Source organism: Alteromonas naphthalenivorans, from assembly GCF_000213655.1.
Taxonomy (GTDB): domain Bacteria; phylum Pseudomonadota; class Gammaproteobacteria; order Enterobacterales; family Alteromonadaceae; genus Alteromonas; species Alteromonas naphthalenivorans.
Window position 1 is genome coordinate 1,403,287 of record NC_015554.1, and the last position, 16,445, is coordinate 1,419,731.

The following is a 16,445-nucleotide window of genomic DNA, read 5'->3' on the forward strand; positions in this document are numbered from 1 at the left end:
TAACCCTACCTTTACTAATACGCATTAGCATTCAAAATATACTTTCTCTAATAAAGCACCCTCAATGCTGTATCAATGATGTCGTAGCGCATCAATAAGCTCACTTTTACTCATGGTTGAGCGACCTGAAATACCTACTTCTTTAGCTTTGTCGTAAAGCTCTTTCTTGGTACGTTCTTCATATTTTTTACTTTCACCGCCTTTTTTCGAGGGCGATTGCTCATCGTTAGCTTGCGCATTGGCAATTCTGGCTGATTTTTCTTTGCTGTAGCCTTTATCCCGAAGCGCTTCATACGTGTCGTCGTTCTTAATCTGTGCTGCGTGTTGCTTGGCCATGGTAATCTCCTTTGCTTATTTTTCTCATCGGTAGGTAGCAGAAAAGCCGATAAGGTTAATTGAGCCTTACTTTTTATACTTCAACTTGGCAATTTTGGTGCACTGATAGATAAAAGTTAATGAGCTAATACAGAAGCTAATACATAAGCAAATAAGCGGAATAGACCCTACTTATTCTTGGGTCTTAGTACTGCGTCCTTCATCCATAAAGCAAGTAGGGTAAATCCGCGTTCTATACGTTACTCTACAAAGAAAACCTCAGACTGTAGTTCGTCACCAATGTTAGTATTCGCTCGAATCACTTCTGCTAGCGTGGTGCCTTCTACCATTTCAAGCTCGTCATCGGTCAAATATCTTTGATACCAAAACCGATCACCTTCGCGAAGTTCGTCGAATTGCTTAACATTGATAGCAGTAAATAATTCACCTAACTGAGAACCCGTTTCTATTTGAGGATCTTCAGATAACCCGCCTATCCATAGCTCAACATCATCAACCGAATTGTAGGCGTTGGACAGTGCAGTTTGCAGCGTGGTGTTTGAAGTAATGTCACTGAAAAATTCAGCACGCTCTAACCCCATGGCTTCCCGAACATCATTATAGGATGCTAGCCCGTGATCTCGCCCCCGTTGAATATTTAAAGAGATAAGGTCAAAGCCTCCACTGCCAGGCCTACCAAATAAAAAGTTACGTAGTCCATTTACCACTTTAATATCGATAGCTTGATGACGTTGTTTTGCCAGGCCACGAAGAACAGGGTCAATATCATCTTCTTCAACGTACAGCCCTATCCCTGTGAAAAAGGCATCACGAAGCGCCAAACTACCTTCATCTATTGGATTATTGTCGGCATCTAAGCGAAGTATATTGTCACTGACTTCGCTATGACCAAGCCGATAGGCTGCAGTTGAAAACTCATTGTAGGTGGTGGGATTTACGTCATCATCATAACCTTGATAATCAGGCATTGTGTTTTCGCCCAATAAAGCAGGTAGGTACTCGTCGTAGGTAATTATCTGCAACTTGGCAATAACAAGACGCCTAGTTTGTTCGTATATATCTTCGACATCTGATTGGGGCTGTTGCGCCTGTAGAATAGTCGCAATGCGGTTGTGCTCCCTTACCCAAATAGTATGCATAGCGGTAAGCACAGCTTGTTCATTAACCCGAACGTCGCCGCCGAGAAATAACACGCTAGGGTCAGATACAAAGCCATTAGCATTCGGAAATCCGTTAGGGTTTCGTGGCAGTAAGTTATTCTCAGATGTGGCTAAGAAGGGCGATTGATCCCCTTCGCGCAACGCTTCATTACGTTCGGAATCAGAGCCATAAATCATCGAGCCATCTATCCAACTCGTAATTTCATTTTCCTGTTCACGAACGTTATTCGCATCGGTGCCTGTGTCTGGGTCGTAAATTGCACGATTAAATGAAATAGTGACACTCCCTGTACTGTTAGGGTCGAAAAATACATCGCCTGTGGGCACAATGATGTGTTCCGCTTCTAAGGTACTTCCGTCTGTAAGGCTTATATCGTGGTCAATAAACTGTCCCCACTGCCATAAGTAATCACTGGTGTTATAAGTGTTGGGTATACTTTCCCCCTCAGCCTGCATCACCAGCAAGTTGCTGATTTCACGTGCACTTTTTTGTGCTGGACCGGCCATTTCTGACACGCCGTCAGTGTAAAAAGCAGGCGCTATACGTTGCAGGTGACTAAAGGTAACACCCCAATCGGGGTTATCTTGATTGTTACTACTGCCATCATAAGAGCGTATTTCTCTGCCTCCTTGGGTATTGAGAACAAAATCTTCTCTTCCTTCTCTATCCCGACTATTTTGACGTTGTTGGTCTACATCTTCGTCAATTCCCTGTGCAGATCTGCCTCTTTGGTTATTATCAGCATTGTTTCTGTTGTTGTCCGTATTTTCATTGTTGTCGGCGCCATCATTTCCATCGCTGTTTCCATCATTATTTGCATCAGAAATGGTATCCACATCAGGGGATGTTAATGTGGCATTAGTGGATTGCTCATCGTCGTTGTTGTCCGAACCGCAGCCATATAAGCTGCTTAACGTAACGGCTAAAAACGCTAATTTTTTCATAATATGTCCTGTAATTACTAATTTAAAAAACAATCAAGCTCGTTGAAAAAAATGGGGGAGATTGATTGCTATTTGAACCTTCAAATCCTTTGAAGCATTTATAATTACTTTTAATTTCTTCAGACGTTTGCATACCGGGGCAAGGATCGGCGAGGGGGCAGGCATCTTGTTGTTCAAAGATTAGGAGTAAATAATACGAAATCTGTTCAAACCTTTACACTTTGTTGACAATTTTTGCTTTGAGTAACTGAGATGGGCAGAGAGGAAAACAGTAGAAGGGCTGCTTATAAATAAAAACGCCGCGTGCAGAGCGAGCCGCAGCGGCGTTTCAAAAGCTTTTCTTTAAAAAAGAAATTTACTTCTCTACGTTAAACGTAAGCCCTGCTTTTTCAGTGAGGCGAGAAATCAACTTATCACCCAATGCAGATGCAGGTGTAAAGAAGCCGCCAGAAAGTGACACATCTTTACAAAGGCAAAGGGCAGATTCTGAAATCATTTTGCTGGTTGAGCCATAACCCGGGTCTTTGTCACCAGTTACTGATACCGCAAGGGTATCGCCATTAGTTGCTTCACCGATAAACATAACATCGTAAAACCCATTTTCCCGCTCTTCTTTACTTGGGCCTTCACCAGGCTTAGGGCCACCCTCACCACCTAATGATTTGTCTTGGGCAACATGGTTCGCCATCGCTTCGCCTTTCTCGCCAGGGCCAGTAAGCATCATCTCATCATACTGAAAGGTTTTGCCGTAGGCGAAGTTTGCCAAGTAATTAGAACGGTGTACGTTCTTGGTATTAATAGCCGCCATAATAAATGGCGCAGCCCACGAACCTAAAGACTCGTCGTAGTATGGCTTGGTGCCATCTGGCTGTGGGTGACTTTGGCTAGCATCTGCAAGCGAGAACGGATTAATCAGTGCAGACATAATCGATTTGTCTTTATGTGCTGCTACCATAGTGGCTTTTAAGCTGGCTGCTGTACCACCAGAAAACGTACCCTGCATTTTTCTCACACGGCCTTTTACGTATTCAATCGCGGCGCCGGTTTGCTTTTTAGCGTGCTCTTGTAAGAAGTGAACCCCTAAATCGAAAGGTACAGAGTCGAACCCACACGAAAAAACAATATTGGCACCCGTGTCTTTTGCTTTGGCTTCATATTTGTTGATCATCTGGTGCATCCACGCAGGCTCACCACATAAGTCGGTATAGCCCGTGCCGTTGTCAACGCAGGCAGAGAGTAATTTTTCACCGTAAATTTGATAAGGCCCTACCGTGGTTAATACCACTGATGTGCGCTTAGTCAGCGAATCTAGTGCAGCGTTGTCATCACCATCTGCAATAATACTTACCACATCATCGCTAATACCTAACTCTGCTTTAACATCCGCAAGCTTGGCTTCGTTACGCCCGGCAATAGCCCATTTTACGCTGCTGTCGCTGCCATATTGGCTTTGGAAGTATTCAGCTACCAATTTACCAGTGAAGCCCGTAGCACCAAAAATTACTACATCAAATTCCCGTTGATCACTCATAAATATCGTGTCCTATTTTATTTTTCATGGAAGACTTATGTGCAACCAATATACGCAATCCCTTCAGGTTAAATCATTTTTTTAGGTAATAATTGAGTATTGATTTGGGTGTGAATACACATGTAATTTACCACCCAGTATGCAATGCGCAGTGCTTACCAAAACAAAATAGATAGAGGCGAATAAACAGCGATTAGCGAATATAAGGTTCAACAAATCGTTTCATGCGGGTTAAGCCTTCTTTTAAACGGCTTATCTCTGTGGCAAACGACAACCTTACATAACGAGTAGCATTATGTTCGCCAAAGTCGTCACCGGGTGTTAATGCCACATATTCGGTTTCTAATAAACGGTCACAGAACTCAATGGCGGTAAGGCCAGTAGATTCAATATTGATATACGCGTAAAACGCGCCATCTGGTGTCGCGTCAATACTTAAACCCATGTCTGCAATGGCGTCCAGCACAAACGTAGCACGTGTGCGCAATTGTGCTTTTTTCTGTTCACATTGGGCAAGTGACTCCGGTGTAAAGCACGCTAGCGCAGCTTGCTGGGCTAGGGTAGAGGGGCAAATAAATAGGTTTTGTGCTAATCGCTCCATAACTTGGGTCATACCTTCGGGTACCACACACCAACCTAAGCGCCAGCCTGTCATACCGAAGTATTTGGAAAAGCTATTAATCACAATAGTATTGTTGTGCAAGCGCTCATTCGCCAAAACCGTGTTGAGTGGGGCAGGTTGCTTTGCAGCAGAAGGCGAGCTATCGCGTAAATCTAAGTTGAGATAAATTTCATCAACAATAAGAAATCCATCATTTTGCTTGCAGGTTTCACCAATACTATATAGTTCCTTTTCTGCAATAGCGGTGCCGGTTGGGTTAGCCGGGCTAGCGATAAGCACGCCTTTGGTTTTACTATCCCAATGGTGTGTTACATCGTCATGGGTTAACTGAAATTGTTGCTTGCTAGAAGTCGGCACTAACGTAACTTCGCCGCCAAAGGTGTTTAAAAATCGACGATTACAAGGGTATGAAGGATCGCCAAGTATTACCTTATCGCCGTTCTCAACGAGCGCTGCACTCACCAATAACAACGCCGCTGATGCGCCAGCGGTAACTACAATGCGCGAAGCTGGAATATCAACGTTGTGCTGAGTTTTATAGAACTGAGCAATGGCGCTTCTAAGTTCAGGCAAGCCTAATGCTGAAGTATACGGGTAATCAGCTTGAGACAACGACTGCTTCATGGCCTCAACAACCGGCGTGGGCGCGCCGAAGTCAGGCTCACCCAAGTTTAACCGAATAACATCGTGTCCTTGATTGCTCAGCGCAGTGGCTTTCTCACCATAGGCCATGGCTAAAAAAGGGGATAGGGTGGTGGCTCGAGTAGCGTACTTCAACATGCTTTCTTACAACGTGGGGTAACAATGCCCCGTACTATATCAATTGTGCAAACCTAATTACCAACAAAGTCGCCATATCTAATAGCAAAAGCAGGTAGCGTTAGCCAACTGTAATGACCAATAGCGGTTCTAGTCGCGATTTTTAATAGCAATCAATACCAGCATTTACCATCAGCGACTAGGTTAGCGCTTTACCCATTAAAAATTCACGCAATAGTCAGTGTTTTTCGATGAATAGCCATATGCATAATCAAACACTTACGATAGGGTAGAAGAGGTATAAGTTGAGATGATATAAAAAGTAAAATACAGCGTTTGCGTTATTTAAAAGGAAATCAGTCGTGTTGGTCGAAAACAAACAAAGTAATAAAAAGGCAAGGGGTGAGAGGCGCTTCTCATGCAGCGCTATACGGTGGTTCATGGTTGTTGTTATGTCCGCTGTTTTCGCGACACCTGTGTGGGCAGCGTTACCCACCATTAGTGAATTCACTAAAGAGATGTCCGCCAAAGATGGCCTCATCCCCGTGTATTATGATGATGAAACTGACAAAGTGTATTTATCGATACCCAACGATGAGCGCCAGTTTTTATTTCAAAGCAGCTTACCTTACGGCTTAGGCTCTAACGATATTGGTTTAGATAGAGGCCAGTTAGGGCGCACTCGCTTAATTGCCTTCGAACGCTTTGGCAATAAGCTGATGCTGAAGCAGCTAAATACTAAGTACCGCGCAGCCCATGGTAGCGCAGCTGAAAAGCAAAGTATTAACGAAGCCTTTGCCAGTTCCGTATTAGCCGGCTTTGTTATAGTGGCAAAGAGCGATAGTGCTAATCTAATCGACTACACCCCTTTTTTATTTAGTGATATTCATGGCATCGGTAACCGGCTATCAGCTAAAAAACAAGGCAGCTTTAAAGCAGACAAAAGCCGTAGCGGAGTATATTTACCTCGCACAAAGGGGTTTGAGAAAAACACCGAGCTTGAAGCTTTAGTCACGTTTGCTGGCAGCAAGCCGGGTAACTATTTGACAGATGTCGCGCCAGATGCAGAAAACCTTTCGGTACACCTTCATCATTCATTTGTTGCATTACCTGACGATGGCTATACACCACGGGCTTATCATCCCTACTCAGGTTATTGGAAATTCCGCTATTTCGATTACTCTACGGCAATTAATGAGCCTACGGAGCAGCGCTTTATTACACGCCACCGTCTCGCCAAGGTATCACCACATGCGCCTATGAGCGAAGCGGTTGAACCTATTGTGTATTACCTAGACCCAGGTATTCCAGAACCGGTGATGTCCTCATTAAAAGAAGGCGCCAGCTGGTGGAACCAAGCTTTCGAAGCGGCAGGTTATAAAAATGCCTTTCAGGTGAAAGTGTTGCCCCAAGATGCCGATCCCATGGATGTCCGTTACAACGTGATTAACTGGGTGCATCGGGCTACCCGAGGTTGGTCTTATGGTTCGTCCGTGGTCGACCCTCGCACGGGTGAAATTATTAAAGGCCATGTGACGCTGGGCTCACTGCGTGTTCGCCAAGACTATTTAATCGCACTAGGGCTTACCAGCCCATTTTCTGGTGACAATGCTAGCTCACCTGAACAAGAAGCCATGGCGTTAGATCGCATCAAGCAGCTCTCTGCCCATGAAGTAGGGCATACCTTGGGCATAGCACACAATTTTGCGGCCAGTGAAAACGACTTGGCTTCCGTGATGGATTATCCACACCCGCGCATTACCCTAAAAGGCGATAAAATTAGCCTTGAAGGGGCTTACGATAAGGGCATAGGTGCCTGGGATAAACACGCTATTGTTTATGGCTATCAAGAATTTGGTTCTCTCAATGAAGAAGCCGAAGGTTTGGCTAAGCAAATTGTTAAAACTCGTAATCAAGGACTGGCATTTAAGTCAGATTCTGATACCCGAAGTTCGCGTCATAGTTCGGCAAATGGACACATGTGGGAAAACGGTGCCGATCCGCTAGATGCTTTCGATGAAATCTCTGCGGTCAGACGCCATGCGCTTGAACAACTGGGAATGGATACTCTGAAACCCAATGCTAGCTTGTCGTCACTAGAAAATGCATTAGTGCCAATTTATTTGCTTCATCGCTTTCAATTAGAAGCGGTAGCAAAACAAGTGGGAGGCTTGATTTACGAATACGAGCGTAAGGGCGATTACACCACGCCACAAGGTCAGCAAGACGTTGCACCACAGGTACAGCAACGTGCCATGCAGCAGCTTATTACTGCCACTACCGTGCCTTATTTAACTATTCCTGAAAGCGTATTAGCACTCATTCCGCCCACTGCGTACGGTGATGATGTTACCCGTGAGCATTTTCAGGGAAAAATGGGGCTTATGCTCGACCCAGTATCAGCAGCAGCCTCTGCCAGTGATTTTGCATTGTCATTATTACTACACCCAGAGCGTTTAAATCGTTTAGCGTGGCAAAGTAGCCGAACAAAAGCACTCGTGGGTGTGGAAGGGCTAGTACGCCAGATATTAAACGTGCATTGGTATCGCGTTAAACACAAACGCGGGGCTAAAGGCGATTTGGTTGCTTCACGTCTACAGTTAGTTGCATTGAATGCCATAATGAAAGCCGTAACAAACCCAGCATTGGCACCAGAAGCTAAAATGGCGATGCACAGTGCGTTGCTTGAGTTCGATGAATGGCTAGATGATGATAGCGATAGAGACGCTGATGAAGTTTTGCATAAGTACTTCGATACTTACTGGAAATCAGGTCATTGGTCTGGGGCGTTTGAAGTGAAGCCGTTACCACCGGGTTCACCTATATAGTTTTATTTAAACAACGCTGAAATTTAGGTGTGTACTTTTGCTAACGCCTAAAACTCAACAGCTAACACGTAAACATTAATAAAAAGCGGTTAACCTAAAACAGGTTAACCGCTTTTTTTTGTTCCTAGCGTTGTTTGAGTTTGTGTTCTTAAACTTAAGGTTGTTATTGAGCTTGTTGAGGCTCGGTTTTTTCTAAATGTTAGGCTTAAGCTTCTTTTACAAACTGCTCACTTAATACATGGTACAAATATTCAGGCTTAACGGGTTTTACAATATGCGCATTCATGCCCACGGCGAAGCTTTTTTCTATCTCTGTTTGCATAGCGTGTGCTGTCATCGCCACAATTGGAACATCTAGCTTTAACTCTTCTCTGATTTTTTGAGCAGCAGTTAACCCGTCCATCACAGGCATTTGCATATCCATCAAGACAAGATCGAAAACGTTCTCTTGCTCCAACATTTGCATAGCAATTAAGCCATTTTCTGCAACACTGACCTTGGCCTTAGTATCGGCTAAAAACAGTTTGGCAACTTTGCGATTTATCGCATCATCTTCTACCAAAAGGATATTTTTATCAGAAAAATCGGGTGGCGCTTTAGCTTCACTTTCTAACGATGCCATTTGAGGTTTGCCCCGAGTAGACATTCTCAGTAAGCAATTCTGCAACGAGCTGCTATTAACCGGTTTCTGTAGATAGTACTCTACGCCCACTGGTCGCCCGAGGGTTTTAAGTGATTCAATATCATAAGCTGACAACATCGCAATATTAGGCTTACCTTGACTGAACTCCTGATTAATAATTGAGGCTAACTCGATGCCATCAATGTCCGCCATTTTCCAATCAATAATGATTAAATCATACGGTACATTACTTGCCACAGCGGTACGCAGGTACATAAGCGCTTCTTTACCACCAGTGGCCAAATCTGGGTTGATATTGATGCGCAGTAACGCTTCCGCTATTGCTTGTCTTGAAAGCATAGTGTCGTCAACCACCAACACTTTTAGGTCGGATAACGTTAGGTTTCCTAACGTAGTGGGTTGTGGCAGTTGATTATGCTGCTCAACTAACACAGTGAAAAAGAAAGTAGCGCCTTGACCAAGCTTACTCTCTACCCATATTTCCCCGCCCATTAGCGAAACAAGGTGCTTACAAATTGATAAGCCCAACCCCGTTCCGCCATATTTACGGGTAATGGATTCATCAGCTTGCGTAAAGGCATCGAACAGTGATTCTATCTGATTTGTTGAAAGGCCAATTCCCGTATCTTTTACTGAGAACTCAAGTAAAACGCCGTGTTCAGAGTATTTTTTATTAACCGATACGAACACCATTCCTTCGTCAGTAAACTTAATGGCATTGCTTAGCAGATTATTCAGCACTTGCTCAATACGCAGGGCATCACCAGAGACTTGAAGGGGAACGTCCCTTGCCACGTACTGTAACAATTCAATACGCTTCTCTTTAGCATTTATCCCGTGTAACCGAATGACTTGCTCGACCAGCTTGTCGAGTTCAAAAACCTCAGATTCAATATTAAGTTTTCCCGCTTCAATTTTTGAAAAATCTAGCACATCGTTAATTACCCCTAGTAGGGTTTGTGACGACTGTTCAATTTGGGATAGGTTGGTTTTTTGTTCTTCATTAACAACAGATTTTTGCGTTAGCTTTGTAAGCCCCACTATGGCGTTCACTGGTGTTCTAATTTCGTGGCTCATACGGGCTAAAAATTCTGATTTCGCGTCGGTGGCATTTTGTAGGTTTAACGCAAGCTCCCGCAATTCTCGCTTCTGTTTAAGCGTAATAACAAACATAAAAAATAAAAGAATAGCGACGCAGCAAATCGTGACAATGATGTACACCTGAAACGTACTATTTTGTTCTGACAGTTGTTGACTAAGTTCTAATTCAGTAATTTTTTGTATCTTTTGATCGGTTTCTAAACGGGCTCTGTTAAACGCTAGTTGCTCCGATTGGCGGGTATCAAAGACCTGCTGCTTCAATTCTGAATGTTGCAAAAGAAATTGATAGGCATCGCGATATTGGCCCTTAAGTAGCGCAATGTTGGCTTGCATCTTTAAGCCTTCATACTGATATTCAGTAATGTCTAAATCTTGTGCAATGGATAAGAACTTCAAAACCGTTTGGGCGGCTTCATCAATGCGTTCTAATTTGAGTAAAACCTCAGACTGCAATGCAAGTCCCGCTAGCTCACGTTGGCGTTGCTTCCCAGCAATTGCATGCTCGATAATATTTTTAGTAACCGCAAGCGCTTCTTCATGGTTACCTAATTGCAGGTAAGTTTTTGCCAAATAGAAATTCAAGATAGGCGCGAATTTGTCGGGGTTAGTATTTACACGGTCAATCAATGACTTCGCTTGCTCTATTTCTCCCTTAGCCAGTAGGCCAGACACAATGAAACCGTAGCCTTGTTCTTCATAATAGGTGTTGCCGCGTTTAATTGATTCGGCTACTAGTTGTTCACCTGTGTTTATTAAGTTATCGGCCCATTGATTCGATTTAGAATACAAATTTCCGATGGCTTGCAACGTGTTTTGTATGTAGCTGGTGTCTAACGACTGATGAATACTCAGGCTATTAAGCAGTAACTCTAGAGATTCACCATATAAATCAAAGAAATAAGTGATTATTCCTTGTCGCCTTAACGCTTCGGCAAGTTGCAATTGGTTATTAGCTTCTGTGGCTAGTTTTTTTGCCTGGGTGGCCATTTCATAAGCCAGCTTATAATTACCCTCAAGAATATACGAATGACTTTTTAGGTTAAGCAAGTGAGCTTCATAGGCTGGAAGGTCTTTGTCTGCTAGATACTTTTCGGCTTGATTAAGGAGTTTCTTTGCGAGCGTGGGGTTAACAAATACATTCTTATCGGCAGTTTGCAATACCTTCTCAATATCGACAGTTGCGCCTTGAGAAAACACAGAAAAACTGGGCAGTGCTAAAAGCACTACCCACAAAAGACACCACAATCTCATAAAATTAAATCCATATAGCCAGTATCAACTTATTTAGAGTGACTGATTTCTAAGTTGTCTGCGCCTTCAGCTTCACATCGGTTTTTTATCGCTGCAACATCGTTTTTTGCGCATATTTGGACATCTTCGTCAGATAGACCAAAAGCTTCAGCAGTCCCCTTAGGATCGCTGACATACTGTTGTTTCAACTTTTCATCTTTATCCATAGCAATCAAAAACTTTACTAACAAATCGTTCATTTTTTATTCCTTTATTTTATGTAGTTAGAAACTTACGTTTTAGCCAAACAACTTTTGTTCAAAAAGGGCAGGGGTTAAATCTAGTTCTGCCATCGATTTCATATCAAAATCTGGTAATCCTTTAGAAGGGATAACCAACGTAGTGATAGGTTTTGGTATTACTGCCGCTAAGTCTTTTAGTTCAAGGTATTCTATTCGGGGAGCCGCAATGGGAATGGTAGAGGCTTCATAAACTATAATGGTGTGCTCAGGAGAAAAATATTTCAACAATTCGTTTCTTAACTGCGTTAAGCCTGGGTGAGCGGTACGGTGTTTGTTATGTGTGAAATCGGCGATACTGCCAATCTGCCAGATAATCTGCATCATATGAGGGTCTAAGGTGTATTGTCTTAGCAGAAACTGAGTCGCCTCATACGACTGACATCCATAATGTGCAGGATCTAGCCCTAAATCAGCAACCAAGCAGTCTTCAGCAGAAATCCCCGGTAGCATCTCGGCATTATAACCTTCTTCTTTTAGTTGTTTGATGGCCTCATGTGAGGGATTTACAAATACCCCAGGGTGACCATAAAACGCCGCCACCACCTTTTTTCCTGCCTTGACTTCATCAACAATGCGTTGCGTCATTTTTTGGTAGGTGAGTGCCCGAGACTTGCCTTGCTCGTAAAGGTGGCGTAAACACACCACATTCGAGTTAATCATTTGCAGATTGATTAGCGCCGACTGTGTTACAACGCTCAATACGATATCAGCTGTTTTAAGTAGGCTTTCCGTAATTAAGGTCATTTGGCCAGATACAGTAATACCTGTACCTACAACTACCAAAGATCCTTTTTTATCTACGTTCATTTCATCCCTTTCCATTGAAATTTGGCTATGTATAGCCTTTATTGAATATAAAGGAAAATATACCCATTGTTAATTACTTTGTCATAATAACCGATATGGTTTCGAAGTTGTGAACGAGGGCCTATCAATAAATATTGATAAACTATCGTTGGTGGCCAGGATATGTATCTAAAACAGGGTTATTTCAAAGCGCTTTATCGCCCAATTTAAAAATGATATTGTACTCAAAGAGAACTAAATATTGTATACCAAATTGGTAAATAACGTTAGTTAATTTAGGGGCTTACAATGATTACACACCATGGTGTGACGATAACCGGTTCAGTTACAAGAAGCGCAGCTTTATGGTTAGTGGCACTGGGCGCATTATCCACACTGTCTGCTTGTACTTTTAGTCACGATCCTAGTGCCAAAGCCGAGAAGTCAGTTTGTGTAGCAGTTTTAACGAATTCACTCAATTGCGAAAATGAACCACTGGCTTATAACGAAACCAATCCTCATAGTGAATTTGACCAGCAAATGCTTCCGGTCAATCAGCGTGAAGGCATGCTTGAAAGTGAGTTCGAAGATAACAGACGTAATCGATAGCGCTAATACCGCGTTGCCTTTATCTTTTGATAACATGCAACGCGCTGGGTTAATGTTCAATAATCTACTTATGGCTGATAAGGTAGTGAGGATTGATGCAAAATGATACGCACCTTGCCATCGTCACATTGCTTAAAGACAAAGCTTTTATTCACAAAAATGTGACTGTCGTCATCCCCAATAAAGTGAACATTACACTGCACAATGGCTAATTCGCCGTTAAGAATAAAGTCTTCTTTGCTGTACCATACTTTCACCCAAGGCTTGAGCTTAAAACCATTGTCGTTGGGGTAATCGCTGTTTCCACCCACAAAATATGATAGCGCGCCTTCTTTCGTAGGGCGGAACGTTTGCTGACCAAACGTCAAGGTAGGTTTAAACAAAACATGACCATTGTCATAATCGTAGCTGTCAGAGAGCACCTGAAGAGAGAACGCTTGCACGTCTCCACCTTCGGTATGTACTTTCCCAACTTTTACAACATTGTCGCACCACGTTTGTAGCGCAGTATGCACCATCTCTTTAGTAAACATAATGTATACCTCTCTTTTAGAATATCGTTGAGTTGGTTTTAAAGCTGGTTACCAAATTTTAAAACGGTTTCGTCTTTTGCGCAAAACGCCAGCAACGTTTCTGCACGTTGTAAAAATATAAACGAAACACATAAATGCGTTAAAAAACAGATACTGTAATACAAATTGCGATTTTTGTTATGTGATATCATCACGCTTGTAGCTTAAATAATTGGCTATAGTTAGCAATAATATTTGGAGATAGCTTTTATCTATCAAGGAGAAATTCACTCGAATTTTTTACTGCGTATTAATCGCATAAATGTAGTCTGTGATTATTCTAACTTATCTACCACCCGCAATATCAATAAATGAACCTGTAACGTAAGATGCTTCATCTGATAATAACCATGCGATAGCATCTGCTACTTCCTGTGTATTGCCTCCGCGTCCCATCGGAATTTGTGAGCTTAGGCGATTTACGCGATCTGGCTCACCTCCGTCTGCATGTATATCGGTGGCAATAAAGCCTGGGCGCACGCTATTGACTCTAATATTTTGGCTAGCAAGCTCTAATGACATTCCGGTAGTAAGCGTATCCATAGCACCTTTCGATGCAGCATAGTCTACGTATTCAAACGGGGCTCCTGTTCGAGATGCAACAGAAGAAACGTTCACAATGGCGCCATCATATTGAACTTGTTTCACAAAAGCTTTCGAGCAAAGAAAAGCGCTTAGTACATTAATAGTCAGAATTGTTGTGAAGCGCTCGGCACTAATTTCTGAAAATGCAGTTTTTGTAAAAAGCACACCTACATTGTTCACCAGATGCGTAACGGTGCCGAACTCAGCGTTAACCTTGTTAAACATGCTTTGAACTTCTGCCTCTTCTGAGACATCCGCTTTATGAGTAATTGCAACGCCGCCACTGGTGTTAATTGAAGTGCATAAAGCTTTCGCAAGCTTTTCATTTTTCAGGTAGTTGATGCAAACATGGTAACCCTTTTTAGATAGCGTAAAAGCGGTAGCGGCACCAATACCCCTACTAGCCCCCGTTATAATCGCAACTTTTTTCAACTTTCAGTCCCTGTTTGTCTAGCTCGCCACTGTAGCGTATTTGAATTGGATTGAACCAACCCTAGGTCGATTTAGAGAATTATTCTTTATTGTTTGCCGGCGATGCTGTTTACAAAGTGTTTATACAAGTCTTCTGAGGCGTTAAGCATCTTGTAATCTAACAGATGGCCTAGTTTTGGGTAATCAATATGCTTACAACGAGACCGTTCATTTTCTATCATACGTTGGCAGATTGAAGCCGCCATAGAAGAGGACGGCCATATTTCATCCATTCCCCCCGAATAAAGCACAACATTTCCGCGAATATTTTCAACAGGGATTGTCGCACTTCCTCCATCCGTTCTATTTTGTAAAGATTGGGTATATAGGTCTAACAACCCTTCAACAGGTCCGGTTGGATTGAAGGCAACAAAGGGTAATCCCTTTTGGTTGTGACTCCAGCTTGAGCCAGGTACCGTTTGCCAATCATCTAGAATGCCTGCCCACACCACTGAGCTTGGTGCAATCGCGATTACACGATCAAATACAGTGTCGCGGGACGCAAGCAGCAACGCCAACTCGGCGCCTTTAGACCATCCGATGAGCGTGATATGTTTTCGCGCAGGGTGTTTTTGTTTTAGCCAAGCTGTCGCTTTTTCGAAATAGGAGAGGGGAATTTCTTCTAATTCTTTGGGAAGCATATCGGCTTTGAAATAAGCAATGGCTAACGTAGGGTGACCATTATTGGCGATGACCTTAGCAAGCTTCGTAGGAATGCCGCCCTCTGAACCAGGGTGAGATCGTGAATATTTATTGACCAGTTGGCGGAAACTAAACGATCAGTTTGACGATCCGGTTTAGTCGTGATCTTATACTCTCTTTTTGGGGAGTAAAACCATGTATATCGAAGCCTTCACCACCCACTTTGGGGAATTATCTGACACGCGTCAATCAGCAAAAGTGACCTATCCACTTGAGGATATTTTGTTTATCACCTTGTGTGGTGTCGTCGCTGGAGCCGAAGGGTGGAGCGATATCCGGGACTATGCCGACGGTCATATTGGCTGGTTCCAACAACATGGTTACTTGCGCGATGGCGTCCCCGTTGATGACACTATTGCCCGTACCATTTCGCGTATCGACCCAGAGCAGTTTAGAGTTTGCTTTATCAACTGGATGCAGGCTGTACATGAAAGCACCGAAGGACAATTGATTGCGATTGACGGTAAAACGCTGCGAAGCTCCTACCAGCGCGGTGACCGCCAATCAACGATACACATGGTCAACGCGTTTGCCTGCACCAATAAAGTCGTTTTAGGTCAAGGTTAAAACCTCAGAGAAGTCGAACGAAATTACAGCGATCCCTGAGCTTATTCAGTTACTTGATGTTCAGGACACCTTGGTATCAATTGATGCTATGGGCTGCCAGACCAGCATCGCAGAGCAAATAGTCGAGCAAGGTGGTGATTACCTGTTCACACTCAAAAGCAATCAGGGCAAGCTCTGTAAAGCAGTCGAGGATGCGTTTACTGAGACGACGGGAAGCACCACTTGGTGGCTTAACCTTCGAGACAAAAGCGGGGTCGCATAGAAGCCCGGACATACCATGTGTTAAGTGCTGATGACGTGAGCAAAGCGTCCCGCAATGGCCTGAGTTAAAGACGCTTGGCATGAGCATGAGCTTCCGCCAACAACAAGGCAAAGCACCTGAACTGACATATCGCTACCATATCAGCTCCGCACCATTAAGTGAGAAGCAACTAGCCGAAGCAGTACGTTCTCACTGGGCTGTAGAGAACAGCTTGCATTGGGTACTGGATGTCAGCATGGGTGAAGACGACTGCCAGATACACCAGAATCACGGTGCCGAAAACTGGTCGATGCTACGCCATTTAGCGCTAAACATGTTGCGGGCAGAGTCATCAAAAGGCAGCATACCCGCCAAGCAAAAACGGGCTTGGATGAAAGCCAGCTATCTGGAAGCTGTGCTAACTGCGGGTTTTAGTGGCATGATTAATTAGTGAG

12 protein-coding genes and 1 pseudogene are annotated in these 16,445 nt (G+C 43.4%); 3 read left to right on the forward strand and 10 right to left on the reverse strand.

Features of this window, described 5'->3' with window-relative positions; genetic code table 11:
- Positions 1-72 precede the first annotated feature (72 nt).
- From AMBT_RS05980 to AMBT_RS05995, 4 genes are all read right to left on the reverse strand, one after another.
- On the reverse strand, positions 73-336 hold the full coding sequence (locus AMBT_RS05980; protein WP_013783695.1) for a DUF7218 family protein: 264 nt from the start codon (positions 334-336) through the stop codon (positions 73-75).
- 239 nt (positions 337-575) lie between these two features.
- Complete coding sequence (locus tag AMBT_RS05985; RefSeq protein WP_013783696.1) at positions 576-2,441, reverse strand: peroxidase family protein; 1,866 nt, start codon at positions 2,439-2,441, stop codon at positions 576-578.
- 355 nt (positions 2,442-2,796) lie between these two features.
- On the reverse strand, positions 2,797-3,972 hold the full coding sequence (locus tag AMBT_RS05990; protein WP_013783697.1) for a saccharopine dehydrogenase family protein: 1,176 nt from the start codon (positions 3,970-3,972) through the stop codon (positions 2,797-2,799).
- Between the two features lie 193 nt (positions 3,973-4,165).
- Positions 4,166-5,374, reverse strand: coding sequence for an aminotransferase class I/II-fold pyridoxal phosphate-dependent enzyme (locus AMBT_RS05995; protein ID WP_013783698.1), 1,209 nt, complete (start codon positions 5,372-5,374; stop codon positions 4,166-4,168).
- A 431-nt stretch (positions 5,375-5,805) separates the two neighbouring features.
- Here AMBT_RS05995 and AMBT_RS06000 point away from each other — a divergent pair, with 431 nt between their 5' ends.
- Positions 5,806-8,181 (forward strand): zinc-dependent metalloprotease, encoded by a 2,376-nt coding sequence (locus tag AMBT_RS06000; protein ID WP_232363196.1) that lies wholly within the window; start codon positions 5,806-5,808, stop codon positions 8,179-8,181.
- Positions 8,182-8,386: 205 nt separating this feature from the next.
- Here AMBT_RS06000 and AMBT_RS21870 read toward each other — a convergent pair whose 3' ends face one another.
- From AMBT_RS21870 to AMBT_RS06015, 3 genes are read right to left on the reverse strand one after another with little or no spacing between them, the layout of a single operon-like run.
- Complete coding sequence (locus AMBT_RS21870) at positions 8,387-11,176, reverse strand: tetratricopeptide repeat-containing hybrid sensor histidine kinase/response regulator (RefSeq protein WP_013783700.1); 2,790 nt, start codon at positions 11,174-11,176, stop codon at positions 8,387-8,389.
- 29 nt (positions 11,177-11,205) lie between these two features.
- The gene (locus AMBT_RS06010; RefSeq protein ID WP_013783701.1) at positions 11,206-11,415 is read right to left on the reverse strand and encodes a hypothetical protein; all 210 of its coding nucleotides are present in this window, start codon (positions 11,413-11,415) and stop codon (positions 11,206-11,208) included.
- A 39-nt stretch (positions 11,416-11,454) separates the two neighbouring features.
- Positions 11,455-12,264, reverse strand: a complete 810-nt coding sequence (locus AMBT_RS06015; protein WP_013783702.1) for an SAM-dependent methyltransferase — start codon at positions 12,262-12,264, stop codon at positions 11,455-11,457.
- Between the two features lie 288 nt (positions 12,265-12,552).
- Between AMBT_RS06015 and AMBT_RS06020 the strand changes: the two genes are divergently transcribed.
- Positions 12,553-12,852 carry a hypothetical protein gene (locus tag AMBT_RS06020; RefSeq protein WP_013783703.1) on the forward strand — a complete coding sequence of 100 codons (300 nt, stop codon included), beginning with the start codon at positions 12,553-12,555 and terminating at the stop codon, positions 12,850-12,852.
- 68 nt (positions 12,853-12,920) lie between these two features.
- Here AMBT_RS06020 and AMBT_RS06025 read toward each other — a convergent pair whose 3' ends face one another.
- The 3 genes from AMBT_RS06025 to AMBT_RS06035 form a co-directional block, all read right to left on the reverse strand.
- A complete protein-coding gene (locus AMBT_RS06025; RefSeq protein WP_013783704.1) occupies positions 12,921-13,385 on the reverse strand; it encodes a metal-independent carbonic anhydrase family protein in 465 nt (154 codons plus the stop codon).
- 324 nt (positions 13,386-13,709) lie between these two features.
- The gene (locus tag AMBT_RS06030) at positions 13,710-14,441 is read right to left on the reverse strand and encodes an SDR family oxidoreductase (RefSeq protein WP_013783705.1); all 732 of its coding nucleotides are present in this window, start codon (positions 14,439-14,441) and stop codon (positions 13,710-13,712) included.
- Between the two features lie 86 nt (positions 14,442-14,527).
- Positions 14,528-15,121, reverse strand: a complete 594-nt coding sequence (locus tag AMBT_RS06035; RefSeq protein WP_013783706.1) for an acyl-CoA thioester hydrolase/BAAT C-terminal domain-containing protein — start codon at positions 15,119-15,121, stop codon at positions 14,528-14,530.
- A 196-nt stretch (positions 15,122-15,317) separates the two neighbouring features.
- Between AMBT_RS06035 and AMBT_RS22115 the strand changes: the two are divergent.
- Positions 15,318-16,441, forward strand: a pseudogene (locus AMBT_RS22115) (ISAs1 family transposase).
- The last annotated feature ends 4 nt before the right edge of the window (positions 16,442-16,445 follow it).

What these genes read in the sequence shown, in the direction of transcription:
- AMBT_RS06025 (WP_013783704.1), bottom strand. Translation starts at nt 13,385, where the DNA reads ATGTTTACTAAAGAGATGGTGCATACTGCGCTACAAACGTGGTGCGAC.
- AMBT_RS06020 (WP_013783703.1), top strand. Translation starts at nt 12,553, where the DNA reads ATGATTACACACCATGGTGTGACGATAACCGGTTCAGTTACAAGAAGC.
- AMBT_RS06010 (WP_013783701.1), bottom strand. Translation starts at nt 11,415, where the DNA reads ATGAACGATTTGTTAGTAAAGTTTTTGATTGCTATGGATAAAGATGAA.
- AMBT_RS06035 (WP_013783706.1), bottom strand. Translation starts at nt 15,121, where the DNA reads ATGCTTCCCAAAGAATTAGAAGAAATTCCCCTCTCCTATTTCGAAAAA.
- AMBT_RS06000 (WP_232363196.1), top strand. Translation starts at nt 5,806, where the DNA reads ATGTCCGCTGTTTTCGCGACACCTGTGTGGGCAGCGTTACCCACCATT.
- AMBT_RS05990 (WP_013783697.1), bottom strand. Translation starts at nt 3,972, where the DNA reads ATGAGTGATCAACGGGAATTTGATGTAGTAATTTTTGGTGCTACGGGC.
- AMBT_RS05985 (WP_013783696.1), bottom strand. Translation starts at nt 2,441, where the DNA reads ATGAAAAAATTAGCGTTTTTAGCCGTTACGTTAAGCAGCTTATATGGC.
- AMBT_RS06015 (WP_013783702.1), bottom strand. Translation starts at nt 12,264, where the DNA reads ATGAACGTAGATAAAAAAGGATCTTTGGTAGTTGTAGGTACAGGTATT.
- AMBT_RS05995 (WP_013783698.1), bottom strand. Translation starts at nt 5,374, where the DNA reads ATGTTGAAGTACGCTACTCGAGCCACCACCCTATCCCCTTTTTTAGCC.
- AMBT_RS05980 (WP_013783695.1), bottom strand. Translation starts at nt 336, where the DNA reads ATGGCCAAGCAACACGCAGCACAGATTAAGAACGACGACACGTATGAA.
- AMBT_RS21870 (WP_013783700.1), bottom strand. Translation starts at nt 11,176, where the DNA reads ATGAGATTGTGGTGTCTTTTGTGGGTAGTGCTTTTAGCACTGCCCAGT.